This is a genomic window from Klebsiella sp. JN_Kp122, from assembly GCF_040062085.1.
Lineage (GTDB): Bacteria > Pseudomonadota > Gammaproteobacteria > Enterobacterales > Enterobacteriaceae > Klebsiella > Klebsiella aerogenes.
The window spans coordinates 246148-272986 of record NZ_JBEAHW010000048.1 but is presented as its reverse complement, the minus strand read 5'-3'; the positions used below and the strand labels follow the sequence as shown (position 1 = coordinate 272986).

Genomic DNA, 26839 nt, shown 5'->3' with positions numbered 1-26839 from the left:
GATCACTCCGCTCGTCCTGAGCTTAATTAAAACAGTTTGTAAACGATGTTCAGAATGGTCAGCAGACCGATTACCGTGACGAAGACGTTGTCCAGGCGGCCGCGATATTTCGCCAACGATGGCGCTTTACGAATGGCGTACATCGGCAGCAGGCACAGCAGCGAGGCAATAATCGGCGCGCCCATCGCTTCAATCAGGTCGAGAATGTTCGGGTTGGCGTAGGCGACAATCCACGTTGAGCCCATGATAAAAATCATGCTGATGGTGTTGAGCTTGCCGCTGGAAACGCGCGTTTTATCGCCTTTGTAGCCAAACTTCAGCACCAGACCGTTCAGGCCTTCCAGCGTGCCGAGATAGTGGCCGAAGAAGGATTTGAAAATCGCCACCAGCGCAATGATTGACGCGCCATATTCAAGCACCGTGGCAAAGGTGGATTTGGTGCCGGACAGCGAGGCGAAGTGGTTCGCCAGGTATGAGAGCACCGGGATATTCTGTGCCTTGGCATCGGCCATATTCTGCGGCGACAGCGTAAACAGGCAGCTGAAGGCAAAGAACATTACCACGGCCACCATCAGCATGCTGGCGCGAGAGATAATCTGTGAACATTTGCGCTCGGTGAACTCGCGACCAAACTCTTTTTCATACTCTTCGCGCTTGGAAACCACGAATGAAGAGACAATAGGCGAGAAGTTAAACGAGAACACCATAATCGAAATACCCAACCAGACGGTCACCAGAATGCCATCGTGACCGGTCAGCGAGATCTCGCTTAAATTCACCTGATCGATGACCGCGGAGTTCCAGTAAGGGATCAGCGACAGCGAAATCAGCACCAGGCTGGCGATAAATGGCCATACCAGATAGCTCATCACTTTCACCATCAGGTCTTTACCGAACCAGATGACGAACGCCATTAGCAGCAGCAGGAACAGCGCGACAAAACCGCGGTTCAGCGCCGGCAACTGCAGCTGGTTTTCCCAGAAGGTCATAAAGGTATTAGTGATTGTCACGCCGTAAATCCACAGCAGCGGGCAAATCGCAAAGAAATAAAGGAAGGTAATCACCACCCCGCCGGTTTTACCAAAGTGCTCCTCTACCGTTTCGGTGATGTTGCCGGAAGGATTTGAGCCGGAAAGGCACAGCCGCGCCAGCGCCCGGTGGCAATAGAAGGCGATCGGGTAGGCCAGCACTAACATTAGTAAGATGGGGATCAGGCCGCCGAAGCCGGCGCGGATCGGGAAGAATAATACCCCGGCGCCAATGGCGGTGCCGAATAAGCCCAGGGTCCAGGTGGTGTCCGATTTGCGCCAGGACGACTCTTTTGTCTGGCTGGATACAATGCTATCTGTAGTACTCATATCCTATCCTCATCAAAAAGATTAAGCGTCAACTAAACCAGTAATTTGCGATACGCGAGACAGGTCGATATTACCGCCGGAAATAATGCTGACGGTTTTTCGGTTCTGAATATAGCTGTCCAGCTTACCGCTTAATAATGCGGCACAGGCTAACGCCCCGGCCCCTTCGGTAATCACTTTATTGCGTTGAATAAGTGCGACCATACTGTTGCGAATTTCGTCTTCGCTAACCAGCACAATATCGTCGACTAATTCACGCACGATCTGATAGGTAATATTTCCCGGACGAGAAACGTCGCAACCGTCAGCAAGGGTGGCATTAGTGCGATGATTGGTAATTTCTCCGGCGTAATACGAGGCGGCCATGCCGTGAACGTTTTCCGACTGTACGCCAATAATACGAATAGTCGGGTTGATCGATTTAATCGCCACCGCGATACCGGCAATTAAACCGCCGCCGCCAATCGGCACAATAACGTTATCGACATCATATAAATCCTCCATGATTTCCAGACCAATAGTCCCCTGGCCGGCTATCACTTTCGGGTCATCGTAGGGAGGAATAAATATACGCCCTTCCATTTCGACAATTTCGCTGACTTTGGCGATGGTGTCGTTAAAGTTATCGCCATGTAGCACTACTTCCGCCGAATAGTCGCAGGTGGCGGCAACTTTCGATTTTGGCGCGCCTTTCGGCATCACCACTTTGCCGTCAATACCGAGCATAGCGCAGGAGAGCGAAACGCCCTGCGCATGGTTACCGGCGGAACACGCCACCACGCCTTTGCGCTTTTCGGCATCGGTCAGCGAGCTGAGTTTATTAAACGCGCCGCGAATTTTAAAAGAACCGGTGCGCTGCATATTTTCAAACTTAAGGAATATTTCGCCTTTGCATCGTTCACTGAAATAATTTGAGCGCGGCATCCCCGTTTTATATATTTTACCTGCCAATCTTTTTTTCGCTTCGAGGATATCTTCAATAGCAACCGGAAGATCGTATGTAATATGCATGAGAACCTCTTAACCTGGAATTAAAAAATAGCGTTAATGGGCAGCGATTGATAAACAGATCGCAGCTTAAGTTTCAATTAATATAAAAAACAATTAGTCCACGGTAATTAATTGTCGTCGTCGGCAGCCGCTATGGGCTGAATATTCTTTCGCTAATTCAACTAACGCCGAGGCCGCGCTTTTAATGCGATAATTTTTCGACCACACTGCAGCATAATGCGCCACCGGTAACGCATCCTCGACAGGAATGGTAATAAATTGATTAGAGCCAAAAGGTGCGGTCATATCACAAGGAATAACCGTCAGGAAATCAGCATTGAGAACAAGATTATAAATAGTAACGACAGAGTCTGTTTTAACGATGTTTTCATTGTTGATGCCGCTGCGTTGAAGCGTGGCGAGGAGTTCACTGTAGTAACCCATATTAGTTTGCGGCAATACCCACTGTTCGTGCTGTAACGATGCCAGCGTGGCACTGCCGCTGCGCGTTCGCGATTTGCTGGCCACCAGCACGAACTCCGATTCAAATAGCGGTTCGACATGCAGATCGTGCAGCTTCATCTCATCGCTCAACGTGCCGATGGCGAAATCGAGACGGCCATCGCGAATCGCTGGCAGGAACGATGAAAGCTGCGCTTCGTACATCGAGACCTGTGCTTTGGGAAATAACTTTTTGAATTTATGGATCATATCCGACATAATAGTGAAGCCGATTAGCGACGGGAAACCGAAAGAGACGTCAACGACGGTGCTGCAGGTCATGCTGTTCATTTCGTTAACCATATTTTTCATTTCGCGGGTAATCGACTCCGACCAGCTCAACAGCACCTGTCCGGCCTCCGTCAACGTAACACCGGTATTTTTACGGACAATAAGCTCAGTGCCAAAATAGTCTTCAATATCATTAATCGTTTTACTGACTGCAGGTTGAGTTAATCCTAACTCTTTCGCTGCCGAACCAATCGAACCACTTCTGATCACCTCCTGGAATACAACCAGGTGCTGAGTTTTAGGGAGCGGAATAGTATTCATATTGGTTATCCACGTTAATGACTTTGTTGACGGCGGAAAGTGTATCAAATGATGATCCGATGGTTGTGTGAGACCACTCACAAAGCACTTTCACCTATAATCAACCTCATCCATGAAACAAAACAAAGAAATTAAAATCAACAAGATAAAAACAAAAACATGAAATTAAGCATGATTTTAGTCAAAGAAATATGAGGGGATAAAAAATATTTATGGGGATAAAAAAGGTTAATTTTTAAGCCAAATGCGAGCAGGGAAAGGGTAATTTTCAAGCAATAAAAGGAGATATTTCACATTAATTCTTGATTAAAACTCAGGTGTAAACAATCAAATAAAATGAGAAAACTGTATTTATTTCGATTTATTACGGGATGAGGTCACAATTTTTCGCTTTATTTGTATGTAAAGATATATTTCATTAATCTAGATGAAAACAAAAACAAACAATAAAGCATCATTTACAACATTATTTTAACCTCGCTTTTTGGCTATTTTGCAGCAGGTAATTCCTTGATTAAAATCAATATCGATTTTTCATCCACTCACAAACCTGCTAAATAGTGATTTGTGCTAATCATCACAAATCCAGAAACTAATCATCAATGTATCGCAGATAACGCCAACCGGTTAACGCGCAAATCACCGCACAGATTGCCAACGCAACGCCGAGCGATTGCCCCCACCCCACCAATGCCAGCCCCAAGCCGATAACCAAATAATAGGTCAGGCCGAACAGCGCTCCGGCGCTACCACGACAATCAGCGTAGTCGCTAAGCGCCGTTCCCAGCACTACGGGGATCGCCATGGCATAGGCTGTCGCCACTGCGATCATCGGCAGCAAAAAGAACCATGAATCCGCTAACAGGCATACGCCTGCGCTGGCGAGCAATAACAGCAGACCGGCACAGATAAAAATAGGCCGCTGCCCTGCTCCACGTCGCAGCAACAAACGATTGCCCTGCGCGCCAACCAACGCCCCTACCGCCAGCGCCATGCCGCTATAGCCAAAGGTCCGCGCATCCAGTCCCAGGCGGGCAAAAAGGAAAGGTCCCTGGCTGTAATAGCTGAACAAACCGATATTCAATGCCGCCACCAGCGCCACCGCAAAACGGATTTTCGCATCCGCCAGCATGCGCAGCATTAACGGCCAGAGCGCCTGATCCCCCGTTCGCGGCGGCCGGGTTTCCGGCATGATCACCGCGCACAGCAGCAACAGCGCCGCCGCCAGCAACGCCAGTGCGCCGAAGACGCCGTTCATTCCGCGCCAGGCCGTCAGCACGCCGCCAAGATAAACGCCAATTGCCGGGCTGATAGCCAGCGCCATGCCGACAAAAGAAAAGATCGCCGCCAACCTCCGGCCATCAAACGCATCCCGCAGCACCGTTTGCCCAACCACCGACCCGATTGCCGCGCCGAAAGCCGCCACGATACGAGCCGCCAGCAGTACGCTAAAATCTGGCGCCGCCAGCGCCAGCATACAACCTGCGGTATACACCGCCAGACCGAGCAATAACGCCGGCCGCCGCCCGCGCCGGTCGCTGAACCAGCCCCAGAACAGCACGCCAACGGCAAAGCCGATAAAATAGACCGCCAGCGTCTGCGCCGCATCGGCGGCGCTAACGGAAAAATGTGCGCTGATATCAGTCAGCGCCGGGCTATAGATCGTCTCCGCGATTTGCGGAAACATGAGTAATGCGGTAACCAGCGCCATCGCCGAACGACTTAACATATCCACCTCCCTCGTCAAAGGCGCCATTGTAGGGAGCGGCAAAAACGGCGATTATAAATATAATGACATTTAACATCGAGAATCAGACATTATGGCATGGCTCAGCGCGGATGCATCCTTTGACCCTGATACACTCAGTGCGCCGCTGATTGGCGTGCAATCCACGCTTAACGGCGATCATGACGACGGTCTGCATCGTCATCAAATGGGGCAGATGTTATTTACCCGTCAGGGTTGTATCCGGCTGACGCTAAATGATGGCGCGCTATTGTGTATGTTACCGCCGACCCGCGCGGCGTGGATCCCCGCAGGCGTGACGCACCGCGCCCAAATGCAGCACATCGTTGATTACCGTTCGGTGTGGTTCGCCAAAACGCATTATCCCGAGCTACCCGCCGCCCCGGCCATCCTCAACGTTACCCCGCTGCTGCGCGAGTTGCTCGAACGCATTAGCGCCAGCCTGTGGGATACTGACTGGCAACAGGGTCCGGCCCGGCACCTGGCGGCGCTCTGCGTGGCGGAAATCGGCGCGGCAAAACATGAGCCGATGATGCTAACGCTGCCGCAGGATAAACGTCTGCGCCATCTCAACGGCCATGGGCACCCGCCGCAGCTTCAGCAACTGGCGGCGCAATGCGGCGCCGGAGAAAAGACCATCAGCCGCCTGTTTCAACGTGAAACCGGCATGTCATATCAGCAGTGGCGCCAACAGTGGCGGTTGATGAAAGCCGTTGAGCTATTGGCCAGCGGTCAACGCATTACGGATGTCGCCCAGGCGCTGGAGTTTGCCAGCGATAGCGCCTTTATCTACTTTTTCCGCAGCCAGACCGGCAAAACCCCCGGACAATACATCGCAAGGTAAATAGTCTGTTTTCGGCCAAAATGTTAACTCCAACACGCGAAGCGGCCGATATTCGGCTAAGGTTTTCTGATGGCCGTTCGCAGTGGCGCGAAGTCAGCAAAACGCAAAAATGGAGAATTATCGATGACGAGATCGGTTCTACGTCGCCCGGAAACCCTGACCTACCTTATTCAACTGGCACTGGGAGGCGCAATATTAAGCCTGGCGACATTCGCCGCGCAGGCAGATGACAACACCTCCCCGGTACCGCAATCGCCTGATGAACTATTAGGCCCGCTGTTTAACGACGTGCAGAGCGCGAAACTATTCCCTGACCAAAAAACCTTCGCTGATGCGGTACCGAACAGCGATCCGCTGATGATCCTTGCCGACTATCGAATGCAAAAAAGCCAGGCCAGCTTCGATCTGCGCCATTTCGTTGAGATCAACTTCACCCTGCCGCGTGATAACGATCAATACGTGCCGCCGAAAGGACAAACCCTGCGTCAACACATCGATGGGCTATGGCCAGTTTTAACCCGCAGCACCGTCGAGGTCGAGAAATGGGATTCGCTGCTGCCGCTGCCGAAACCTTATGTGGTACCCGGTGGACGCTTCCGCGAGGTTTATTACTGGGATAGTTATTTCACCATGCTGGGCCTCGCCGAAAGCGGGCACTGGGATAAAGTGGAAGACATGGTGGCCAACTTCGCTGCCGAAATAGACCGCTGGGGCCATATTCCAAACGGCAACCGCAGCTACTATCTGAGCCGTTCGCAGCCGCCGTTCTTCTCCTTTATGGTTGAGCTGCTGGCCAGCCACGATGGCGATCGGGCGCTGAAGACCTGGCTGCCGCAGATGGAAAAAGAGTATCGCTATTGGATGGAAGGCGCCGATGCGCTAACGCCCGGCAAAGCCAATAAACGCGTGGTGCGTATGGAAGATGGCGCGCTGCTTAACCGCTACTGGGATGATAACGATACGCCGCGCCCGGAGTCCTGGCTGGACGATGTCACCACCGCCAAAAACAATCCTAACCGCCCGGCCACCGAAATCTATCGCGACCTACGTTCCGCCGCGGCTTCCGGATGGGACTTCAGCTCTCGCTGGATGGATAATCCGCAGCAATTGGGGACTATCCGCACCACCAGCATCCTTCCTGTCGATCTCAATGCGCTGATGTTCCACATGGAAAAAACCATCGCCCGCGCCAGTAAGGCCGCTGGCGACAGCGCCAAAGCCGGACAGTACGATGCGCTGGCGAACGCCCGTCAGAAAGCGCTGGAAAAATATCTGTGGAACGATAAAGAAGGCTGGTATGCCGATTACGATCTGAAGAGCCATAAAGTCCGTAATCAGCTGACCGCCGCGGCGCTGTTCCCGCTGTACGTCAAAGCGGCCTCCAGCGAACGCGCCGCGAAAGTCGCCGCCGCCGCCGAAAGCCGCCTGCTGAAGCCCGGCGGCCTCACCACGACCACGGTCAATAGCGGCCAGCAATGGGACGCGCCAAACGGCTGGGCGCCGCTGCAGTGGGTGGCGGTGGAAGGCCTGCAGAACTACGGTCAGAAAAAGGTGGCCATGGAGGTCACCTGGCGCTTCCTCAGCAACGTCCAGCACACCTATGACAGCAAGCAGAAGCTGGTAGAGAAATATGACGTGAGTTCAACAGGTACCGGCGGCGGCGGCGGTGAATACCCGCTGCAGGACGGCTTTGGCTGGACCAATGGCGTGACGTTAAAGATGCTCGACCTGGTTTGCCCGCAGGAAAAACCGTGCGATGCCCTGCCGGCGACCCGGCCGACACCGGCAGAAAGCGCCACCGGCCAACAGCCAGCCGCGAACGATGCCGTGGCGGCTGCGGAGAAAAAAGCCCAGTAATCCCCCTGCGCGCGGCGATATCTTCGCCGCGCTTTTCCATCGACGTCACCCCATCATCCGCTCGACAGCCAGCAAAATGTCTTCTTGCTCTGAGGAGGACTATTTTGCTTGATCATGCAAAAGCAAACGATAATAATTCGCATTATTTTTAACGAAAAAGCATTTCGTTTATTTCCGCGGCGGCGCACAGGAGTGCCAGACCGCGCTATTCAGGATTATGGCATGATCTCCTCTGTTTACTTCAAACGCTCCGCGCTGGTGTGCGCCCTCGCGGCCGCCTTCCCTCTCGCCGCGCAGGCGGAAGATACTCTAATCGTTACCGCAAAGCCTGACGACTCCGCCAGCGCGCAGACACAAGGCTATAGCGCCAAAACGTCAACCGGCGCCACGAAAACCGATCAGCCGTTGATAACTACCGCCCAGTCGGTATCGGTGATCACCCGCCAGCAGATCGCCGATCAGGGCGCCAATACCGTAAGCCAGGCGCTCCAGTATACGCCGGGGGTTTATTCCAGTTTTGGCGGCGGCGCGACGCGCTTTGATACCATCTCGCTGCGCGGCTACCACGGGGGTGACGTCGATAACCTGTTCCTTGACGGCATGCGCCTGATGAGCGACGGCGGCAGCCATAACGTGCTGCAGATCGATCCATGGTTTATTGAGCGCGTCGACGTCATCCGCGGCCCCTCTTCCGCCCTTTATGGTCAGAGCGTACCGGGCGGGGTGGTCAATTTGACCTCCAAACGGCCGCAGTTCAGCCAGCAGGGTCACTTTCGCCTGACCGGCGGCACGCAAAATACCAAGGGCGCGGCCTTTGACTATACCGACGCCATCAATGACCAGTGGGCCTGGCGGCTCATCGGCATGACCCGCAGCAGCGATACGCAGTATGACCATACCCGCGAAGAGCGCTACGCGATTTCGCCTTCCTTGCTGTGGCAACCGGATAGCGATACTTCACTGCTGTTGCGCGCCTACCTGCAAAAAGATCCCTCAGGCGGCTACCACGGCTCTCTGCCGCTGGATGGCACCCGTTACGCGCACAACGGCCGTAAACTTTCACCCAGCACCAATGAAGGCGATCCGGGCGATGGCTACCAGCGCCGCGAACAGATCTACAGCTACGAGTTCAACCACCAGTTTAGCGATGTCTGGTCGGCCTACTCCGCGGGCAGCTATACCCATACAAATGTCTCGCTGGATCAGGTTTATCAGGTTGGCTGGGTAGGTGACAGCGACATGCTTTCCCGCGGCTACAGCGGTTCCCGCGGGTCGCTGGACGCCTGGTCAACCGATAACCGCCTGCGCGCCGATTTCGCCACCGGTGAACTGACGCATACGCTAATCCTCGGCGCTGAGTATCATCGCTTCCGCAACGATTTGTGGACCGGCGCCGGCAACGCGGCGCCGCTCAACCCGTTCACCGGCTATACGCCGCAAACGGGGCATACCATCACCTACAGCGATAATAATAATCGCCGTTATTACCAGACCGGGCTTTATCTGCAGGATGAGATGGTATGGAACCGCTGGCATCTTGATGTTTCCGGGCGCTACGACCGCATCGTTTCACAGCAGGTTAGCGACACCTCAGGCACGTCGAACCGCCGCTCCGACGATCACATCAGCGGCCGCGCCTCGCTGCTGTACGCGCTCGATAACGGCCTTTCGCCCTACTTAAGCTACAGCCAGGCGATTACCCCGGCGATGCTGCCGGGCGCCGATGGTACGTTATTAAAACCTACCACCGCCGAACAGGTGGAAGCAGGCCTGAAATTCCAGCCGCCGGGCAGCAGCGATTTGTATAGCATCGCGATATACGACTTGATGCAAAAGGATGTCGCCACCCGCGACCCGAACATTGCCACCGCCACCTATATTCCCGCCGGGAAAGTGCATTCGCAGGGCGTAGAGCTGGAAGCACATAACCAGATTACGCCGCAATTGAGCACTATTGCCTCTTATACCTGGAATCGCCTGCGCTTCCAGGACACGAAAGACGGCACCGATAGTAATACGCCGCAGCTGTCGCCAGATCAGATGGCCTCTTTCTGGGCGCGCTATCAATTGCCGGCGGGCATTACTGTTGGCGCGGGCGTGCGCTATATCGGTAAACAGTGGGCTGATGACGCCAATACCGAACGTTTACCGTCAGTCACCCTGATAGATGCGATGGCGCGCGCCGACCTCGGAGCGTGGTCGACAGCGATGAAAGGCGCCTATATTCAGGTTAACGCGAATAATATCGGCGATCGTGAATATCTTTCCGGCTGCTACGGCACCGGCAACTGTTACTGGGGGGCTGAACGTAGCGTCACGGCAACCGTGGGCTACGATTTCTGACAACGTTGCCTCCGGGCACCTCCCGGAGGCAACGCAAGGATAGGAATTACATCGCGTCCAGCGCTTTCTGCAGTTTCCAGATATAGCGCGGCGCCTGTGGGGCAGGATGCTTTTTCGCCACGTGTTCAAAGAACTCATCGGCATCGAGATCGTTAATCTCGTCAATAGCGTCCTGGCGATTCGACGAGAAAGTACGCAGCAGCGCGCCCGCGCCGTTGGCATAAGAGACCACCACCGCATAGCGCATCACCTGCGGGTCCTTAATCCCCGCCAGCGGGCCGTTTTCCAGAATACTCAGGTAAGCGGCCCCCATCGAGATATTGCGCTCTGGGTTCTTCAGTTCGCTTACCGAAGGCTGACCACGCCACCCCATCCGTTGATAGACATCACGCCCGGAGGTCGACGGCTTCAACTGCATCAGTCCTACCGCGCCGGATTTGCTGACCACCGAAGGATTACCGCCGGACTCAATCGCGATGATCGCCGTTATCAGCTGCGGGTCTACCCCCCACGCGGCGCCGGCTTTTTCGCTGATCGGCATCCACTGCATTGACCGCTTCACCGGGACTTCCGGGTTCCACGGCGGATTGGTGTAATCGTGCTTCGAGCTACAACCGGCCAACAATACAAATAAAAAAACAAACCATCTCAATTTCACACATCTATCCTTATTGGCTGAAGTTTGCCGCACGGAGATGACAATAAACGTTCCAGGCGGCATGATAACCCTTTCATTCTTTGCAAGGAATTGCCATGTCTCAGTTTTATCTGGTCGCCCCTTCCGGTTACTGTATCAATCAACAGGCTGCGGCCCTTGGCGTGGCCCGTCTGCAGGAGGCCGGTCATCAGGTACTGAACCAACAGGCGATCTCCCGTCGACAGCAGCGTTTCGCCGGCAGCGACAGCGAACGCCTGGCCGATATTAACCAACTTGCGGCCCTCGAGGGAAACAACCGCATCGTGCTGGCGGTACGCGGCGGCTATGGCGCCACCCGGTTACTACCGCAAATCGACTGGCAGGCATTGTCCGCGCGCCAGCGGCAGGATCCGCTGCTTATCTGCGGCCACAGTGATTTCACCGCCATCCAGATGGGACTGCTGGCTAAAGCCAACGCTATCAGCTTCAGTGGGCCGATGTTAGCGGGCAATTTCGGCGCTGAAACCCTGAATGCGTTTACTGAACATCACTTCTGGCAGGCGCTGCGCGAACCGGAGTTTACCCTCGAATGGCAAAGCGATGGCCCAACCTGCCGCGCCGAAGGCACCCTGTGGGGCGGCAATCTGGCGATGGTCACGTCGCTCATCGGCACGCCGTGGCTACCGCAGATTGACGGCGGTATTCTGGTGCTTGAGGATATCAACGAACACCCGTTCCGCGTAGAGCGTATGCTGCTGCAGTTGCTCAACAGCGGGATCCTTGCTCGCCAACGGGCCATTGTGCTCGGCAGCTTTACCGGGGCGCAACCCAACGACTACGACGACGGTTACGATCTACCCACCGTCTACGCCTGGCTACGTCAGCAACTCGCCATCCCGCTGCTCACCGGACTCGAATTCGGTCATGAACAGCGCACCGTGACTTTGCCTCTCGGCGCACGGGCACGGCTGGTCAACAACGCCTCTGTCGCAACGTTAACGATAAGCGGCCATCCGGTGCTGGCGGAATAAAAATTCCTCTCCGCGAGTATCCTGAAAACGCGCGGATTGTTAAAATGGTGTAATTTTCACCCCTTCACGCTGACAAGGAGTACGTGAACATTGGACGCCGCTGCGGTCATTAGTCTGTTTATCCTGGGTTCTGTTTTAGTAACCTGCAGTATTTTATTGAGTTCTTTCTCCTCGCGCCTCGGCATCCCGATTCTGGTTATCTTCCTCGCTATCGGTATGCTGGCAGGCGTTGACGGTATCGGCGGCATTCCTTTCGATAACTATCCCTTCGCCTATATGGTGAGTAACCTCGCGCTGGCGGTGATCCTGCTGGACGGCGGTATGCGCACCCAGGCCAGTTCGTTTCGCGTGGCGCTCTGGCCAGCGCTATCGCTGGCGACGGTCGGCGTGCTGATAACCTCCGCCCTTACCGGGATGATGGCGGCATGGCTATTCAAGCTCGATTTAATCGAAGGGCTGCTGATCGGCGCCATTGTCGGCTCCACCGACGCGGCAGCGGTCTTCTCGCTGCTCGGCGGTAAAGGGCTTAACGAGCGCGTCGGCTCGACCCTTGAAATTGAATCCGGTAGTAACGACCCGATGGCGGTATTCCTCACCATTACCCTGATTGAAATGATCCAGCAGCATGAAGCCGGTCTGAGCTGGATGTTTGTGGTGCATATCATTCAACAGTTTGGTCTGGGCATCGCTATTGGTCTTGGCGGCGGCTATTTGCTGCTGCAGATGATTAACCGTATTGTCCTGCCCACCGGGCTCTACCCGCTACTGGCGCTAAGCGGCGGGATCATGATTTTCGCCGTCACCACCTCTCTTAACGGTAGCGGTATCCTCGCGGTCTATCTCTGCGGTTTCCTGCTCGGTAATAAACCCATTCGCAACCGCCACGGCATTCTGCAAAACTTTGACGGCCTGGCGTGGCTGGCGCAAATCGCCATGTTCCTCGTCCTTGGTCTGCTGGTGACGCCGTCCGACCTGTGGCCGATCGCGATTCCGGCGCTACTGCTGTCAATGTGGATGATCTTCATCGCGCGTCCGCTGTCGGTATTCGCCGGCCTGCTGCCGTTCCGCGGTTTTAATCTGCGCGAGCGAGTGTTTATCAGTTGGGTCGGATTGCGCGGCGCGGTGCCGATTATCCTCGCTGTTTTCCCGATGATGGCCGGGCTTGAGAACGCGCGGCTGTTCTTTAACGTCGCCTTTTTCGTGGTGTTGATTTCACTGCTACTTCAGGGCACCTCACTCTCCTGGGCGGCGAAAAAAGCGAAAGTCGTAGTACCACCGGTCGGCTGGCCTATCTCACGCGTCGGGCTGGATATCCATCCGGAAAATCCGTGGGAACAGTTTGTCTACCAGTTGGGTGATGATAAATGGTGCGTTGGCGCAGCGTTGCGCGACCTCCACATGCCGCCGGAGACGCGCATCGCGGCACTCTTCCGCGACAACGTACTGCTGCATCCTACCGGCAGCACGCGGCTGATGGATGGCGATATTCTTTGTGTTATCGGCCGCGAGCGCGACCTGCCGGCGCTGGGTAAAATGTTTAGCCAGTCGCCGCCGGTTTCTCTCGATCAGCGATTCTTTGGCGACTTCATCCTCGATGCGGAAGCTAAATTCGCCGACGTGGCGCAGATCTACGGCCTCGACGGCGGCGAGGAGTTTCGCGAGCATCAGCAGTCGCTGGGTGATGTGATACAGCAACTGTTAGGCGCCGCGCCGGTCGTTGGCGATCAGGTGGAGTTTGCCGGTATGGTGTGGACGGTCGCGGAAAAAGAGGACGATCACGTACTGAAGGTGGGTGTGCGGGTCGCGGAAGATGAGGCGGAGTGATCCGCCTCACACAAAGTTACACTGTCACTACCGGCACGCGTGGCGCCAGGGCGCACATTAATTCATAACCGACGGTGCCGCTGGCCGCAGCGACATCGTCAATCTTAATCTCCTGTCCCCATAACTCGACCGGCGCGCCAATACCCGCATGCGGGCAAGGCGTCAGATCTACCGCCAACATATCCATCGAAACACGCCCGACGGTGGTGGTGCGTACGCCGTCGACCAGCACCGGCGTGCCGCTCGGGGCGACGCGCGGATAGCCGTCGGCATAACCGCAGGCGACAATGCCGATGCGCTGCTCGCCGGATGTCTGATACAGCCCACCATAGCCCACCCGTTCGCCGCTTTTCAGCGTCTGTACGGCAATCACTTCACTGCTGAGGGTCATCGCCGGTTTCAGGCCACTATTGGCAATATCCCGCCACTGGCCCGACGGCGATGCGCCATACAGCACAATTCCCGGACGCACCCAATCAAAGTGCGCTTCCGGATGCCACAGCGTGGCCGCTGAGTTCGACAACGAACGCGGGCAGTCCAGCCCCTCCGCCGCCTGTTCGATACGGCGCATGGGCTCCGCGATGCCCTCCGGGTTTTCCGCATCAGCGAAATGCGACATCAGCGTCATTTCACCGACGTTGGCGAGCGATCGCAGCTGTTGCCAGACGGTATGCACTCGCTCGGGCATAAAGCCCAGCCTATTCATACCGCTATTCACTTTAAGATAGATATCCAGCGGCGCATGCAGTTTAGCCTGCTGCAGGGCTTTAATTTGCCAGTTGCTGTGTACGCTGGTGGTCAGACGATACTTATCAAGCAGCGCCAGTTCATCGGCGTGAAAGAACCCTTCCAGCAGTAGAATCGGTCCTTTCCAGCCCTTTTCCCGCAGCAGGATTGCCTCTTCGAGATTGAGCAATGCGTATCCATCTGCGGCGTTCAGCGCCTGCCACATCCGCGCCAGGCCGTGGCCATAGGCATTCGCCTTGACCACCGCCCAAACGCGCGCCCCAGGGGCGGCGCGGCGAACAATCTGTAAATTCTGACGTAAAGCCGACAGATCAATGCTGGCTTTTACCGGACGAGACATGGAGGCTCCTTAGTTATGCACGCCGTGCAGATGCTGAGCGCGAGCCGGCGTAAAGCCCGGGCTGTAACGCGCCACGGCCAGATCATCATAAGGGATCGCCGGCGTACGCCCGGAGATCAGGTCGCTCAGAAGCTGCCCGGACCCGCAGGCCATGGTCCAGCCCAGCGTACCGTGCCCGGTGTTCAGCCACAGGTTTTTGTACGGCGTACGGCCAACCACCGGCGTACCATCCGGCGTCATCGGCCGCAGGCCGGTCCAGAAGGTAGCCTGCTCAACGTAGCCGCCGCGCGGGAACAGATCGCGAACCACCATCTCCAGCGTCTCGCGGCGCGGCTTCAGCAACTCTTTATTGAAGCCGACAATTTCCGCCATCCCGCCAACGCGAATACGCTTATCGAAACGGGTAATCGCGATTTTGTAAGTCTCATCAAGGATAGTCGATACCGGCGCGCCGCTCTCTTCGGCAATCGGAATAGTCAACGAGTAGCCTTTCAGCGGATAGACCGGGATATCCACCAGCCCTTTGAGCATCGCGGTGGAGTAAGAACCAAACGCCATCACGTAGGCGTCGCCCTTAATAATTTCCTCGCCGCATTTCACACCGGCGATTTGATCGCCTTCGTAAAGCAGCGCATCGACGGCGGTATTAAAGCGGAAAGTCACCCCTGCCGCCTCGGCCATCGCCGCCAGACGGGTGGTGAAGAGTTGGCAATCGCCGGTTTCATCGTTTGGCAGGCGCAGGCCGCCGGTCAGTTTATGACTGACTTCCGCCAGCGCCGGTTCGACTTCGCGCAGGCGATTGGCTTCCAGCAGTTGATACGGCACACCGGCCTCTTCCAGCACGGCGATATCGCGAGTGGCGTTTTCATACTGTTTTTCGGTGCGGAAAAGCTGCAGGGTGCCTCCCTGGCGGCCTTCATACTGGATACCGGTGGTTTCACGCAGCGCTTTCAGGCAATCACGGCTATATTCCGCCAGGCGCACCATACGCCCTTTGTTTTCCATATAGTGGCGGGTATCGCAGTTACGCAACATCTGCCACATCCACTTGAGCTGGAACTGCGTGCCGTCAAGGCCAATCGCCAATGGCGCATGGCGCTGGAACATCCATTTAATCGCCTTCAGCGGCACGCCCGGCGCCGCCCACGGCGCCGCGTAGCCGGGAGAGATCTGCCCGGCGTTGGCGGCGCTGGTTTCTTCAGCGGGCCCTGGCTGACGGTCGATAACCGTCACCTCATGTCCCGCCTGGCTTAAATACCAGGCGCTCGCTACCCCAACCACCCCACTTCCCAGTATGACGACTCGCATAGCCACTCCGTAATAGTTAAAGAACAATCATCTAATTACAAATTGATAACCCAGATGAAAATATTATTCAACATACGCTTTATTTATGGTGACTTATCTCACACCAAACCGCACCAGCACTGACACCAGAGATTTACGATCTCCTGCTGCGCTTTATTTTTCCTCAGTATAAAATGCTGCACAAATGTTAAATTAAGGCCTTTAGGATTGTGAAATCGCGAAGAAAAGAAATTACCCGCAGACGCAGTTTGTTATGGCGTGTTCTATGCTTGATAAGAGGTTCTCCACAAAGAGAGAACCACCAACAACGAGGGCGCGCTAATGGCTACGATTGATTCCATGAACAGGGACACCACCCGGTTAAGCGATGGACCCGACTGGACTTTTGAACTGCTGGAAACCTATCTCGCCGAGGTCGATCGGGTGGCGAAGCTGTATCGTCTTGACACCTATCCGCATCAAATCGAGGTGATCACCTCCGAACAAATGATGGACGCCTACTCCAGCGTCGGGATGCCGATCAACTATCCCCACTGGTCGTTCGGCAAAAAATTTATCGAAACCGAGCAGGCGTATAAACACGGTCAGCAAGGTCTGGCCTATGAGATAGTCATTAACTCCAACCCTTGTATCGCTTATTTGATGGAGGAGAACACCATTACCATGCAGGCGCTGGTGATGGCGCACGCCTGTTATGGGCACAACTCCTTCTTTAAAAACAACTATTTGTTCCGCAGCTGGACCGATGCCAGCTCAATCATCGACTACCTTATATTCGCGCGTAAATACATTACCGAATGTGAAGAGCGCTACGGCGTCGATGAAGTCGAAAAATTGCTCGACTCCTGCCATGCGCTAATGAACTACGGTGTCGACCGCTACAAACGCCCGCAGAAAATATCGCTGCAGGAGGAGAAGGCGCGACAGAAAAGCCGCGAAGAGTATCTGCAAAGCCAGGTGAACATGCTGTGGCGTACTCTGCCAAAACGGGAAGAGGAAAAAGCCATCGAGGCGAGCCGCCGTTATCCTTCCGAACCGCAAGAGAACCTGCTGTACTTCATGGAGAAGAACGCGCCGCTGCTTGAGTCCTGGCAGCGCGAGATCCTGCGTATCGTGCGTAAGGTCAGCCAGTATTTTTATCCGCAGAAGCAGACTCAGGTTATGAACGAGGGTTGGGCGACATTCTGGCACTACACCATCCTCAATCATCTGTATGACGAAGGAAAAGTGACAGAGCGCTTTATGCTGGAGTTTCTGCACAGCCACACCAACGTGGTGTTCCAGCCGCCCTACAACAGCCCGTGGTACAGCGGGATCAACCCCTACGCGCTGGGTTTCGCCATGTTCCAGGATATTAAACGTATCTGCCAGTCGCCAACGGAAGAAGATCGCTACTGGTTCCCGGATATCGCCGGTTCCGATTGGCTGGAGACGCTGCATTTCGCCATGCGCGATTTTAAAGATGAGAGTTTTATCAGCCAGTTCCTGTCACCGAAGGTGATGCGCGATTTCCGCTTGTTCACCGTACTCGACGACGACCACAATAATTACCTGGAGATTTCCGCCATTCATAATGAGGAAGGCTATCGGGAAATTCGTTCTAAGCTGTCGGCGCAGTATAACCTCAGCAACCTCGAACCGAATATTCAGGTCTGGAACGTTGACCTGCGCGGCGACCGTTCGTTGACGCTGCGCTATGTGCCGCACAACCGCGTGCCGCTGGATAAGAGCCGCCGCGAGGTACTCAAACACGTTCACCGCCTGTGGGGCTTTGACGTGATCCTTGAGCAGCAGAATGCCGACGGCAGCGTTGAGCTGTTGGATCGCACGCCGCCGCGGCAGAACGCGCTGTAAGGCTGAAAAAAATGCCCGGATTATCCGGGCATTTTTATAGAGTGAGCCGTACTTAGCGCATATTAATGGCTAAATCGCCGGGCAGCGTTTTTTGCATCCGATGCCAGATCTCGCCGCTGTTGTGGCCATAGGCGCGGACGATTTCGTACACTTTATCGTGCTGACTCTCTTCGCACACTTTCGCCAACTGGTGATAGAAACCCAGCGCCAGGCTACGCGCTTCCGGATTAGCAAAATAGTGACGGCCGATGCGGGTATACAGCCCCTTCATGCCGTTGAGGATCAGACCGTAGATGGGGTTGCCGGAGGCAAACGCCAGACCGCGGAAGATGTTGTAATCCAGTTCGGCGAAAGCGTCGGCATGATCTTCAACTTCACGGGCGGTAGACAGTACCTCCAGCGCTTTGTCCGGGTGCTGGCGGAAGGCGGTACGAATAAAAATCGTCGAGATATTGGTTCGCACCGACAGCAAGTTATCAATCAGTTGCGGTACGCTATCGTGGTCGAGGCGCGCCAGCGTCTCAAGAATATTCAGTCCGGAGGTTTCCCAGAAGTTGTTCACCTTCGTCGGTTTACCGTGCTGGATAGTCAGCCAGCCATCACGGGCCAGACGTTGCAACACTTCGCGCAGAGTTGTTCGGGTCACACCAATCAGTTCAGAAAGTTCACGTTCAGCAGGGAGAATAGATCCAGGCGGGAAACGGTTATTCCAGATACTTTCAATGATGTACTCTTCCGCGAAACCCGCAGGGCTTTGCGCCTTAATGACCATAGTAAGATTTCCATTACACAGCGTTGCAAATTGCACTCATCATACCAGAGCAGTCATACGCCAGATAGCATCTGAAAGTAATTAAAAGGGGATCGCTGTTTCATTTTCAGCTTTTGCTTAACGCCTTCCATTACCTGTCATGCGCCGCGAAGAAAGTTGCTTCCCTTTTTACTCAACTGGTAATCTTGCAATAGTTACGCATAAAATCATGTTGTTTGACGGAAGGACCTCTGTCGTGGAAATGTCTTATGGCCGCGCCCTGTGGCGCAATTTTCTTGGCCAGTCGCCAGACTGGTACAAGCTTCTCCTGATTATCTTCCTGGTGGTTAACCCGCTGGCGTTTTATCTGCAACCATTTGTTGCCGGTTGGCTGTTAGTGGTGGAGTTTATCTTCACCCTGGCGATGGCGCTCAAATGCTACCCGCTACTGCCTGGCGGCCTGCTGGCGATAGAAGCGGTGCTGATTGGTATGACCAGCCCCGAACATATCCGCGAAGAGATAGCCAATAATCTCGAAGTCCTGCTGTTGCTGATGTTTATGGTGGCCGGGATCTATTTCATGAAGCAGCTTTTGCTGTTTATTTTTACCCGTCTGTTGCTGGGGATCCGCAGCAAGATGCTGCTGTCGCTGGCCTTCTGCCTTGCGGCCGCTTTTCTCTCCGCCTTCCTCGACGCGCTCACCGTTGTGGCGGTGGTCATTAGCGTGGCAGTAGGCTTTTACGGCATTTATCATCGCGTCGCCTCCGCGCGGCCTGATGATAACGACATGCTTGATGACAGCCACATCGATCAGCATTACCGCGACGTGCTCGAACAGTTCCGCAGCTTTTTACGCAGTCTGATGATGCACGCCGGCGTCGGTACCGCCCTCGGCGGCGTGATGACCATGGTCGGAGAACCGCAGAACCTGATTATCGCCAAAGCCGCCGGCTGGCACTTCGGTGAGTTCTTCATTCGTATGTCGCCGGTAACCCTGCCGGTTATCCTGTGCGGCCTGATAACCTGCCTGCTGCTGGAAAAATTTCGTCTGTTCGGCTATGGCGAGCCGCTGCCGGTACCCGTGCGCAAAGTCCTGCAGGATTTCGACGACCGTAGCCGCCAGAGCCGTAGCCGCCAGGATCGGATGCGCCTTATCGCCCAGGGGATCATCGGCGTGTGGCTGATTGCCGCCCTCGCCCTGCATCTGGCGGAAGTTGGCCTGATTGGCCTCTCTGTCATCGTGCTGGCGACCACCTTTTCCGGCGTGACCGACGAGCACGCCATCGGTAAAGCCTTTACCGAAGCGCTGCCGTTTACCGCCCTGCTGACGGTGTTTTTCGCCATCGTGGCGGTGATTATCGATCAGCATCTGTTTGCCCCAGTGATTGAGTTCGTCCTGCAGGCTTCGCCTCACGCTCAGCTATCGCTGTTCTATCTGTTTAACGGCCTGCTGTCGTCCATCTCCGATAACGTCTTTGTCGGTACGGTGTATATCAACGAAGCAAAAGCGGCGCTGGAGCATGGCGTTATCAGCCTGCAGCAGTTTGAAATGCTGGCGGTCGCCATTAATACCGGTACTAACCTGCCCTCCGTCGCCACCCCCAATGGCCAGGCCGCATTTCTGTTCCTGTTGACCTCGGCGCTGGCGCCGCTGATCCGCCTCTCTTATGGCAGAATGGTGTGGATGGCGCTGCCTTATACCATCGTGTTAACGCTGGTCGGCCTGCTGTGCGTCGAAACCCTGTTGATGCCGGCCACCCAGTGGATGCTCAGCCACGGCTGGTTGACCACCCCAATACTGCCGTAATTGCGCAGCCCGTTACCCGGGTTCACCCCGGGTAACGAATATTCATTTACGTAATATTTTCCGACTAGCGGATGGCGTCGCGGTAGTTTTCGTTTACACTGCCATGATTTAGCATGTTCCAGGGAAATGATTATGTTGCAATACTTAAACCAGTGCTCACGGGGACGCGGCGCCTGGCTCTTGATGGCGTTAACCGCTTTTATACTTGAATTAGTGGCGCTGTGGTTCCAGCACGTGATGCTGCTGCAGCCCTGTGTGTTGTGTATTTATGAACGCTGCGCCCTGTTTGGCATTATGGGCGCCGGACTGGTGGGCGCTATCGCGCCGAAAACCCCGTTGCGCTACGTCGCGCTGCTGATCTGGCTGTACAGCGCCCTGCGCGGTCTACAGTTAGCCTGGGAGCACACCATGATTCAGCTGCACCCTTCTCCGTTCCAGACCTGCGATTTCGCCGCGCGTTTCCCGACGTGGCTGCCGCTGGATAAATGGCTGCCGCAGGTATTCGTCGCCACCGGCGACTGTTCTGTGCGCCAGTGGGAATTCCTGACGCTGGAGATGCCGCAGTGGCTGGTAGGCATCTTTGCCGCTTATCTGGTCATCGGTCTGCTGGTGCTGATCGCTCAGCCATTTAAGGCTAAAAAACGCGATCTGTTCGGCCGTTAAGTTATCCTGCCAGATAGTAAACGCTCCTTCGGGGGCGTTTTTTATGCCTGTAAGTTGACGATGCCCCTTAAAAGATGCATATTAAATACATCTTATATGCATCCACTGAGGAGCTCACCATGTCTCACCTGCGTATCCCGGCTAACTGGAAAGTTAAACGCTCCACTCCGTTCTTCACTAAGGAAAATGTTCCGGCGGCGCTGCTCACCCATCACAATACTGCCGCTAACGTTTTCGGTCAGCTGTGCGTCATGGAAGGAACGGTAACTTACTACGGTTTTCATGACGAGCAGGCTACCGAGCCGGAGGTGAAGGTCGTCATTAACGCCGGGCAGTTCGCCACCAGCCCACCGCAGTATTGGCACCGTATCGAGCTCAGCGATGATGCCCAGTTCAATATTAACTTCTGGGTTGAGGATGAAAGCCACGGCGAAGACGGCCTGTTCCACGCAAAGAAAAGCTAATCCCCTGATGCGCAAGCGGTTGATCATCGACGTCCGGATGTTTAAAGTCGTTACCCGAAAGGCTCGTCTTGTTTGAGTCTGAAATGGGATAAGTCACCATGAGCATAGTCTGGTATATGACGCTAATCTGCATTGTCGTCGCGTATTTAATGATGAGTTTCCTGCCCATCTGATCGCCGCAAGCAGTCATCGCGCCGGGGAGACCTGGCAGCTCGTCAACTCCCTTTCAGCCCGGCCACCGCGCCGGGTCTATTTTTTTCTACATCTGCTTTACAAATATTCCTAAAGTTCCCCGCCCCCGCGCCGATGATGAAATGCCAAACGCACCTGGTGATGATGACTTAAATGTGGGGTTTCCGATGAGTAGAAACGGCTGGCGTTCGCTTAGTGTTGTTTTTTTCCCATGCGCTTTATTATGGGCAGGGATTATCTGGCTGGCATTGAGAATGATGGGATATTAATGCGAATAAAGAACCGGGCCGCGCAGGCAGGGAATGCCCGGTTCTAATATTTTGATGAGTTTACTGCGCCCAGCCTGGTTTGTTTAAAATATGGTCCTGCCAGTCGACGACGGTGGACTCTTTTACCGCAATATGGCGCACGGAAATACGTTCGCCGTGCATCGCCACTTTTGAGCCGGTCAGCAGCGGGTGCCAGTGCGGCAGCGCTTTACCTTCCGCCAGCAGGCGATAGGCGCAGGTGTGCGGCAGCCATTCGAAGGTCGGCAGATTATCACGCGTGAGTTTGATGCAGTCCGGTTCGTACTCGAAGCGACGCTCGTAGTTACGGCACTGGCAGGTTTTAATGTTGAGCTGACGGCAGGCGACGTTGGTAAAGTAAATCTCGTCGGTATCTTCATCCATTAGCTTATGCAGGCAGCACTGTCCGCAGCCGTCGCACAGTGATTCCCACTCCGCGTCGGTCATTTCATCCAGTGTTTTTTGTTGCCAGAAAGGTTGTTCGCTCATTGGGATGTCCGTCATTACAATTCAGGGTGCACCTTATAACCAGTCTGGCACGCCGATGCAAGTTTTGCCGCCCCAAAAGGCGGCAAGCGGACGTTACAGCACGCGGGTGGATAACGTCAAACCATTGAAGCGGACTTCCAGCTCATCGCCGCTGGCGAGCGGCCCGACCCCCTCCGGGGTCCCGGTCAGAATGATATCGCCCGCTTTCAGCGTAAAGAAGCGCGACATATAGGCAATGAGCGGTACGATCTTATGAATCATATCCGCAGTCGTCCCCTGCTGGCGAACTTCACCATTAATCTTCAGGCTTAGCGGCATATTTTGCGGATCGCTGTTGAACTCGGCGGCAGGAATAAAACCGGAGATTGGACAGGCGTTATCGAACCCCTTGGCTTTCTCCCATGGTTGCCCGGCCTTTTTCATCTTGCCCTGAATATCACGCAGGGTGAGATCCAGCGCTACGCCATAACCGGCAATCGCCTTGCGTACGTGGTCTTCGCTGGCCTGACGCAGAGTACTGCCAATCAGCACCGCCAGTTCAACCTCATGGTGCACCGAGCCCAATCCTTCAGGAAGTACCAACGGCTGGCGGATATCGCATAGCGCCGTTTCAGGTTTAATAAACAGCACCGGTTCTTCCGGCATCGCGCTGCCCATCTCCTTAATATGTTTTGCGTAATTACTGCCAACGCAAACCACTTTGCTCACTGGATAATCCAGTAACTCACCCTGCCAGTTATGATGTTGGTACATTATTTTCCCTCAATGGGTTAATCGGATTTATTCCCCTGTTCCGCGAGGTGTTTCTTAAGTAGATTCTCAGGAGGGGGAGGAAGTTGGAGGTAATAGCCCTGATCGACGAGCGCTTGTTTTACTTTTTCGAGGTCAGCGTTAGCCAGCGTCTTGCGCCCGTCGAGCGGCAGCAACATGGTCATCTGCGGGGTGCCGAAGCTTGCCATCAGTTCCGGCGGGACGCGCGAGAAATCGTCCTTTTTTTCGACATATAAATAGGTTTGTTCACGTTTAGTACTTCGATAGATCACACAAAACATAGTTTTACTCGGAATTAGACCCGTGGTCACTTGCCTCAATATATGAGTGACTATAACATGCCTTTTAGTCTTCGGAATATCACCGCACTTCGGCGGATGATAAACAGCAAATTGAGTAAGGCCAGGATGTCAAATACGCCAATCGAACTTAAGGGCAGTAGCTTCACCTTATCTGTCGTTCATTTGCACGATGCAAATCCCGAGGTTATTCGTCAGGCGTTAGAAGACAAAATCGCCCAGGCTCCCGCTTTTTTACGTCATGCACCGGTCGTGGTCAACATCAGCAGTATTGAAGAGAGCGTCGACTGGCGCCCGATGCATGAAGCTATCGTCGCCACCGGTTTACGCATCATGGGGGTGAGCGGTTGTAAAATTTCCCGCCTGAAAACGGAAATCGACCGCGCCGGGATCCCGCTACTGACGGAAGGAAAAGAGAAAATCGTTCGTCAGGCGCCGCCGCCGGAACCCGTTGAACCGCCACCAGTTGCTACGCCGATCACAAAAACGCGTTTGATTGATCTGCCGGTACGTTCCGGTCAGCGCATTTATGCGCCACACTGTGATCTAATTGTTACAAACCATGTGAGTGCCGGAGCGGAACTTATCGCTGATGGTAACATCCATGTGTATGGCATGATGCGGGGACGTGCGCTGGCTGGCGCAAGCGGCGACAGAGATGCCCAAATATTTTGTACTAACCTCTCGGCGGAACTGGTGTCCATCGCAGGGGAATATTGGCTGAGCGATAACATCCCAGCTGAATTTTATGGCAAAGCGGCGCGCCTGCGTTTAGGCGACGGTGCTTTGACAATTCAACCGTTCAATTAATCCCTTTTTAACAAGGAATTTCTATGGCACGCATTATTGTTGTGACTTCGGGTAAAGGGGGCGTTGGTAAGACCACCTCCAGCGCGGCCATCGCTACTGGTTTGGCCCAGAAGGGAAAGAAAACTGTCGTTATCGACTTCGATATCGGCCTGCGTAACCTCGACCTGATTATGGGATGCGAGCGTCGGGTGGTTTATGATTTCGTCAACGTTATCCAGGGCGATGCCACTCTCAATCAGGCGCTAATCAAAGATAAGCGTACTGAAAATCTCTATATCCTTCCGGCTTCTCAGACCCGTGATAAAGACGCGCTGACCCGCGAAGGCGTAGATAAAGTTCTGGAAGAACTGAAAAAGATGGACTTCGATTTTATTGTCTGCGACTCCCCGGCAGGCATCGAAACCGGCGCGCTAATGGCGCTGTACTTCGCTGACGAAGCCATCATCACCACTAACCCGGAAGTCTCCTCCGTACGCGACTCCGACCGTATTCTTGGCATTCTGGCCTCCAAATCCCGTCGCGCGGAAAATGGCGACGAGCCGATTAAAGAGCACCTGCTGCTGACGCGCTACAATCCAGGCCGCGTGAACAAAGGCGACATGCTGAGCATGGAAGACGTGCTGGAAATTCTGCGCATCAACCTGGTGGGCGTGATTCCGGAAGATCAGTCTGTACTGCGCGCATCGAACCAGGGCGAGCCGGTGATTCTGGATACCGTTTCAGATGCGGGTAAAGCCTATGCGGATACTGTGGATCGTCTGCTCGGAGAAGAACGTCCTTTCCGCTTCATCGAAGAAGAGAAGAAAGGTTTCCTCAAACGCCTGTTCGGAGGATAAATTATGGCATTACTCGACTTTTTTCTCTCGCGAAAAAAGAACACGGCTAACATTGCGAAAGAACGCCTGCAAATCATCGTCGCGGAGCGCCGCCGCGGCGACGCGGAACCGCATTACCTGCCGCAGCTGCGCAAAGATATCCTGGAGGTCATCTGTAAATACGTGCAGATAGACCCAGAGATGGTCAGCGTACAGCTGGAACAGCGCGATGGTGATATTTCGATTCTCGAGCTGAACGTGACCCTGCCAGAAGCTGAAGAGTCGAAACCCTGACCCTGTTGTCGCATTAACGGCATCTCGCCGTAGTATTAAAAAAACCGGTCACGCAACGCGCGGCCGGTTTTTTTATGGCCTGAAGGGCGCTCAGGATTAGCGCGGGTAGTTGTTGAGCAGCGCGTTCAGACGCTCGGCCATCAATTCACCGCGCCAGCCGGAAACCAGCTCCGGCTCGCCGTTTTTCGTTTTCAGCTGCCAGTGCCAGTTCAGCAGTTGGTTAATCTGGCGGCGAGACGCCAGTAGTTCGGCGCTCACGCCCTTCTCAGCGCTCACTTCCTGTACCAGCGCTTTAATATCTTTAAAGGCTTTGCGGTATCCCGGCATATCGATCAGGTTTTGCAATGGCTCAGGCAGCGCCGATTCCGGCAAGGCCTGCGCTTTCTCAACCAGGCTAATCAACGTTTTGCCGTGGAAGCGAATTTCACTCCCGGATAAACCCAGACTATCAAGCTCGCCAAGGCTGGTCGGCATATAGCGCGCCACGCTCCACAGATGCTCTTCGCGTACCACAAAGTTCACCGCCAGGTTACGCTCGCGCGCTTTGCGCAGACGCCACTCCGCCAGCAACTGCAGGCAGCCCAGCTGACGTGTACGCAGTTGCCAGGCATTGCCGATTTCCCGCCACGCCTCCGCCGGGTCAAGGACTTCCTGACGGCGCTGCTGCATCAGGTGGCACTCGTTCAACGCTGCCGGCAGCCAGCCCGCATGGTCGGTTTCCGCCATTAATTTGCTGGCGATCGGCAACAGATACCAGACATCGGCGGCCGCGTATTCGCACTGACGCTCGGTCAGCGGTCGGGCCAGCCAATCGGTGCGTGATTCGCTTTTGTCCAGCGCGACGCCGGAATACTCTTCAACCATCGAAGCAAAGCCCCACGACATCGGACGCCCACAGAAAGCGGCCAGAATCTGGGTGTCGATCAGCGGCTGTGGCATCAGGTTGAACGCGTTGAGGAAGACTTCTAAATCTTCGCTGCCCGCATGCAGATATTTGGTGACATTTTGGTTAAGCAGCAGCTCGCGCATCGGCGCCCAGTCGTTGATGGTCAACGGATCGATCAGAGAAACCTGTTTGCCGTCGAACAGCTGCAGCAAACCAAGCTGCGGATAGTAGGTGCGGGTGCGAACAAACTCGGTATCCAGCGCAACCGCAGGCGCCGAACTTGCCGCTTCACAGATAGCGCGCAGGCCATCGTCGGTGGTGATCATCTGATAGTTCAAATCATACTCTCTTAACTTGCGCCCATAAAAAACGCCGGCT

24 protein-coding genes are annotated in these 26839 nt (G+C 54.8%); 12 read left to right on the top strand and 12 right to left on the bottom strand.

Translation table 11 applies throughout. The annotated features are described in order from the left end of the window. Positions 1 to 26: 26 nt before the first annotated feature. From tdcC to ABLU78_RS23815, 4 genes are all read right to left on the bottom strand, one after another. Positions 27 to 1358 carry a threonine/serine transporter TdcC gene (tdcC, locus tag ABLU78_RS23830; RefSeq protein WP_020078491.1) on the bottom strand — a complete coding sequence of 444 codons (1332 nt, stop codon included), beginning with the start codon at positions 1356 to 1358 and terminating at the stop codon, positions 27 to 29. Positions 1359 to 1379: 21 nt separating this feature from the next. After that, the gene (tdcB, locus tag ABLU78_RS23825; protein WP_015366079.1) at positions 1380 to 2369 is read right to left on the bottom strand and encodes a bifunctional threonine ammonia-lyase/L-serine ammonia-lyase TdcB; all 990 of its coding nucleotides are present in this window, start codon (positions 2367 to 2369) and stop codon (positions 1380 to 1382) included. 93 nt (positions 2370 to 2462) lie between these two features. Then, on the bottom strand, positions 2463 to 3401 hold the full coding sequence (gene tdcA / locus ABLU78_RS23820; RefSeq protein ID WP_048228919.1) for a transcriptional regulator TdcA: 939 nt from the start codon (positions 3399 to 3401) through the stop codon (positions 2463 to 2465). Between the two features lie 592 nt (positions 3402 to 3993). Next, positions 3994 to 5130 carry an MFS transporter gene (locus ABLU78_RS23815; protein WP_047055898.1) on the bottom strand — a complete coding sequence of 379 codons (1137 nt, stop codon included), beginning with the start codon at positions 5128 to 5130 and terminating at the stop codon, positions 3994 to 3996. A 91-nt stretch (positions 5131 to 5221) separates the two neighbouring features. On the opposite strand from ABLU78_RS23815, the gene ABLU78_RS23810 reads away from it, so the two are divergent. From ABLU78_RS23810 to ABLU78_RS23800, 3 genes are all read left to right on the top strand, one after another. Further along, entirely contained in the window at positions 5222 to 5992 is a 771-nt protein-coding gene (locus ABLU78_RS23810) for a helix-turn-helix transcriptional regulator (RefSeq protein WP_048228920.1), read from the top strand. Between the two features lie 123 nt (positions 5993 to 6115). After that, positions 6116 to 7849 (top strand): alpha,alpha-trehalase, encoded by a 1734-nt coding sequence (locus ABLU78_RS23805; protein WP_047079653.1) that lies wholly within the window; start codon positions 6116 to 6118, stop codon positions 7847 to 7849. A 222-nt stretch (positions 7850 to 8071) separates the two neighbouring features. Further along, positions 8072 to 10192: a TonB-dependent siderophore receptor gene (locus tag ABLU78_RS23800; RefSeq protein WP_045387483.1), complete on the top strand. Its 2121-nt coding sequence runs from the start codon at positions 8072 to 8074 to the stop codon at positions 10190 to 10192. A 46-nt stretch (positions 10193 to 10238) separates the two neighbouring features. Here the strand turns inward: ABLU78_RS23800 and emtA are convergent, their stop codons facing one another. Continuing rightward, complete coding sequence (gene emtA, locus ABLU78_RS23795; protein ID WP_015366071.1) at positions 10239 to 10850, bottom strand: membrane-bound lytic murein transglycosylase EmtA; 612 nt, start codon at positions 10848 to 10850, stop codon at positions 10239 to 10241. A 95-nt stretch (positions 10851 to 10945) separates the two neighbouring features. Between emtA and ldcA the strand changes: the two genes are divergently transcribed. Continuing rightward, positions 10946 to 11860 (top strand): muramoyltetrapeptide carboxypeptidase, encoded by a 915-nt coding sequence (gene ldcA, locus ABLU78_RS23790; protein WP_048228922.1) that lies wholly within the window; start codon positions 10946 to 10948, stop codon positions 11858 to 11860. A 90-nt stretch (positions 11861 to 11950) separates the two neighbouring features. Continuing rightward, complete coding sequence (locus ABLU78_RS23785) at positions 11951 to 13684, top strand: potassium/proton antiporter (protein WP_015366069.1); 1734 nt, start codon at positions 11951 to 11953, stop codon at positions 13682 to 13684. 16 nt (positions 13685 to 13700) lie between these two features. Here the strand turns inward: ABLU78_RS23785 and dadX are convergent, their stop codons facing one another. Together dadX and ABLU78_RS23775 are read right to left on the bottom strand one after the other, a co-directional pair. Further along, on the bottom strand, positions 13701 to 14771 hold the full coding sequence (gene dadX / locus ABLU78_RS23780; protein ID WP_015705840.1) for a catabolic alanine racemase DadX: 1071 nt from the start codon (positions 14769 to 14771) through the stop codon (positions 13701 to 13703). 9 nt (positions 14772 to 14780) lie between these two features. Further along, positions 14781 to 16079: a D-amino acid dehydrogenase gene (locus ABLU78_RS23775; RefSeq protein ID WP_015705841.1), complete on the bottom strand. Its 1299-nt coding sequence runs from the start codon at positions 16077 to 16079 to the stop codon at positions 14781 to 14783. Positions 16080 to 16400: 321 nt separating this feature from the next. On the opposite strand from ABLU78_RS23775, the gene ABLU78_RS23770 reads away from it, so the two are divergent. Next, the gene (locus tag ABLU78_RS23770) at positions 16401 to 17933 is read left to right on the top strand and encodes a SpoVR family protein (protein ID WP_015705842.1); all 1533 of its coding nucleotides are present in this window, start codon (positions 16401 to 16403) and stop codon (positions 17931 to 17933) included. Positions 17934 to 17985: 52 nt separating this feature from the next. On the opposite strand, the gene fadR is transcribed toward ABLU78_RS23770, so the two are convergent. Beyond that, on the bottom strand, positions 17986 to 18705 hold the full coding sequence (fadR, locus tag ABLU78_RS23765) for a fatty acid metabolism transcriptional regulator FadR (RefSeq protein ID WP_015366064.1): 720 nt from the start codon (positions 18703 to 18705) through the stop codon (positions 17986 to 17988). Between the two features lie 235 nt (positions 18706 to 18940). Here fadR and nhaB point away from each other — a divergent pair, with 235 nt between their 5' ends. The 3 genes from nhaB to ABLU78_RS23750 all read left to right on the top strand — a co-directional run bounded on the left by nhaB (position 18941) and on the right by ABLU78_RS23750 (position 21618). Beyond that, a complete protein-coding gene (nhaB, locus tag ABLU78_RS23760) occupies positions 18941 to 20491 on the top strand; it encodes a sodium/proton antiporter NhaB (protein ID WP_042893438.1) in 1551 nt (516 codons plus the stop codon). Between the two features lie 132 nt (positions 20492 to 20623). Next, complete coding sequence (gene dsbB, locus ABLU78_RS23755; RefSeq protein WP_015705844.1) at positions 20624 to 21154, top strand: disulfide bond formation protein DsbB; 531 nt, start codon at positions 20624 to 20626, stop codon at positions 21152 to 21154. 119 nt (positions 21155 to 21273) lie between these two features. Continuing rightward, on the top strand, positions 21274 to 21618 hold the full coding sequence (locus ABLU78_RS23750) for a DUF1971 domain-containing protein (RefSeq protein ID WP_015366061.1): 345 nt from the start codon (positions 21274 to 21276) through the stop codon (positions 21616 to 21618). A 521-nt stretch (positions 21619 to 22139) separates the two neighbouring features. On the opposite strand, the gene ABLU78_RS23745 is transcribed toward ABLU78_RS23750, so the two are convergent. From ABLU78_RS23745 to ABLU78_RS23735, 3 genes are all read right to left on the bottom strand, one after another. Continuing rightward, on the bottom strand, positions 22140 to 22586 hold the full coding sequence (locus ABLU78_RS23745) for a YcgN family cysteine cluster protein (protein ID WP_045360614.1): 447 nt from the start codon (positions 22584 to 22586) through the stop codon (positions 22140 to 22142). A gap of 93 nt (positions 22587 to 22679) precedes the next feature. Continuing rightward, a complete protein-coding gene (locus ABLU78_RS23740; protein ID WP_045387489.1) occupies positions 22680 to 23339 on the bottom strand; it encodes a fumarylacetoacetate hydrolase family protein in 660 nt (219 codons plus the stop codon). Between the two features lie 17 nt (positions 23340 to 23356). Continuing rightward, positions 23357 to 23638 (bottom strand): YcgL domain-containing protein, encoded by a 282-nt coding sequence (locus ABLU78_RS23735; protein WP_026612271.1) that lies wholly within the window; start codon positions 23636 to 23638, stop codon positions 23357 to 23359. A gap of 126 nt (positions 23639 to 23764) precedes the next feature. Between ABLU78_RS23735 and minC the strand changes: the two genes are divergently transcribed. From minC to minE, 3 genes are read left to right on the top strand one after another with little or no spacing between them, the layout of a single operon-like run. Next, positions 23765 to 24466: a septum site-determining protein MinC gene (gene minC, locus ABLU78_RS23730; protein ID WP_015366055.1), complete on the top strand. Its 702-nt coding sequence runs from the start codon at positions 23765 to 23767 to the stop codon at positions 24464 to 24466. Positions 24467 to 24489: 23 nt separating this feature from the next. Then, a complete protein-coding gene (gene minD / locus ABLU78_RS23725) occupies positions 24490 to 25302 on the top strand; it encodes a septum site-determining protein MinD (protein ID WP_015366054.1) in 813 nt (270 codons plus the stop codon). 3 nt (positions 25303 to 25305) lie between these two features. After that, the gene (minE, locus tag ABLU78_RS23720; RefSeq protein ID WP_015366053.1) at positions 25306 to 25575 is read left to right on the top strand and encodes a cell division topological specificity factor MinE; all 270 of its coding nucleotides are present in this window, start codon (positions 25306 to 25308) and stop codon (positions 25573 to 25575) included. A 96-nt stretch (positions 25576 to 25671) separates the two neighbouring features. On the opposite strand, the gene rnd is transcribed toward minE, so the two are convergent. After that, entirely contained in the window at positions 25672 to 26787 is a 1116-nt protein-coding gene (rnd, locus tag ABLU78_RS23715; protein WP_162182289.1) for a ribonuclease D, read from the bottom strand. Positions 26788 to 26839: the final 52 nt, after the last annotated feature.

Bases quoted from the DNA above. Each gene is read 5' to 3' on its own strand.
- minC (WP_015366055.1), top strand. From the start codon at position 23,765: ATGTCAAATACGCCAATCGAACTTAAGGGCAGTAGCTTCACCTTATCT.
- ldcA (WP_048228922.1), top strand. From the start codon at position 10,946: ATGTCTCAGTTTTATCTGGTCGCCCCTTCCGGTTACTGTATCAATCAA.
- ABLU78_RS23810 (WP_048228920.1), top strand. From the start codon at position 5,222: ATGGCATGGCTCAGCGCGGATGCATCCTTTGACCCTGATACACTCAGT.
- minD (WP_015366054.1), top strand. From the start codon at position 24,490: ATGGCACGCATTATTGTTGTGACTTCGGGTAAAGGGGGCGTTGGTAAG.
- tdcA (WP_048228919.1), bottom strand. From the start codon at position 3,401: ATGAATACTATTCCGCTCCCTAAAACTCAGCACCTGGTTGTATTCCAG.
- fadR (WP_015366064.1), bottom strand. From the start codon at position 18,705: ATGGTCATTAAGGCGCAAAGCCCTGCGGGTTTCGCGGAAGAGTACATC.
- ABLU78_RS23740 (WP_045387489.1), bottom strand. From the start codon at position 23,339: ATGTACCAACATCATAACTGGCAGGGTGAGTTACTGGATTATCCAGTG.
- ABLU78_RS23735 (WP_026612271.1), bottom strand. From the start codon at position 23,638: ATGTTTTGTGTGATCTATCGAAGTACTAAACGTGAACAAACCTATTTA.
- dsbB (WP_015705844.1), top strand. From the start codon at position 20,624: ATGTTGCAATACTTAAACCAGTGCTCACGGGGACGCGGCGCCTGGCTC.
- ABLU78_RS23805 (WP_047079653.1), top strand. From the start codon at position 6,116: ATGACGAGATCGGTTCTACGTCGCCCGGAAACCCTGACCTACCTTATT.
- ABLU78_RS23770 (WP_015705842.1), top strand. From the start codon at position 16,401: ATGGCTACGATTGATTCCATGAACAGGGACACCACCCGGTTAAGCGAT.
- tdcB (WP_015366079.1), bottom strand. From the start codon at position 2,369: ATGCATATTACATACGATCTTCCGGTTGCTATTGAAGATATCCTCGAA.
- ABLU78_RS23745 (WP_045360614.1), bottom strand. From the start codon at position 22,586: ATGAGCGAACAACCTTTCTGGCAACAAAAAACACTGGATGAAATGACC.
- minE (WP_015366053.1), top strand. From the start codon at position 25,306: ATGGCATTACTCGACTTTTTTCTCTCGCGAAAAAAGAACACGGCTAAC.
- ABLU78_RS23815 (WP_047055898.1), bottom strand. From the start codon at position 5,130: ATGTTAAGTCGTTCGGCGATGGCGCTGGTTACCGCATTACTCATGTTT.
- tdcC (WP_020078491.1), bottom strand. From the start codon at position 1,358: ATGAGTACTACAGATAGCATTGTATCCAGCCAGACAAAAGAGTCGTCC.
- ABLU78_RS23775 (WP_015705841.1), bottom strand. From the start codon at position 16,079: ATGCGAGTCGTCATACTGGGAAGTGGGGTGGTTGGGGTAGCGAGCGCC.
- dadX (WP_015705840.1), bottom strand. From the start codon at position 14,771: ATGTCTCGTCCGGTAAAAGCCAGCATTGATCTGTCGGCTTTACGTCAG.
- ABLU78_RS23800 (WP_045387483.1), top strand. From the start codon at position 8,072: ATGATCTCCTCTGTTTACTTCAAACGCTCCGCGCTGGTGTGCGCCCTC.
- ABLU78_RS23750 (WP_015366061.1), top strand. From the start codon at position 21,274: ATGTCTCACCTGCGTATCCCGGCTAACTGGAAAGTTAAACGCTCCACT.
- rnd (WP_162182289.1), bottom strand. From the start codon at position 26,787: ATGATCACCACCGACGATGGCCTGCGCGCTATCTGTGAAGCGGCAAGT.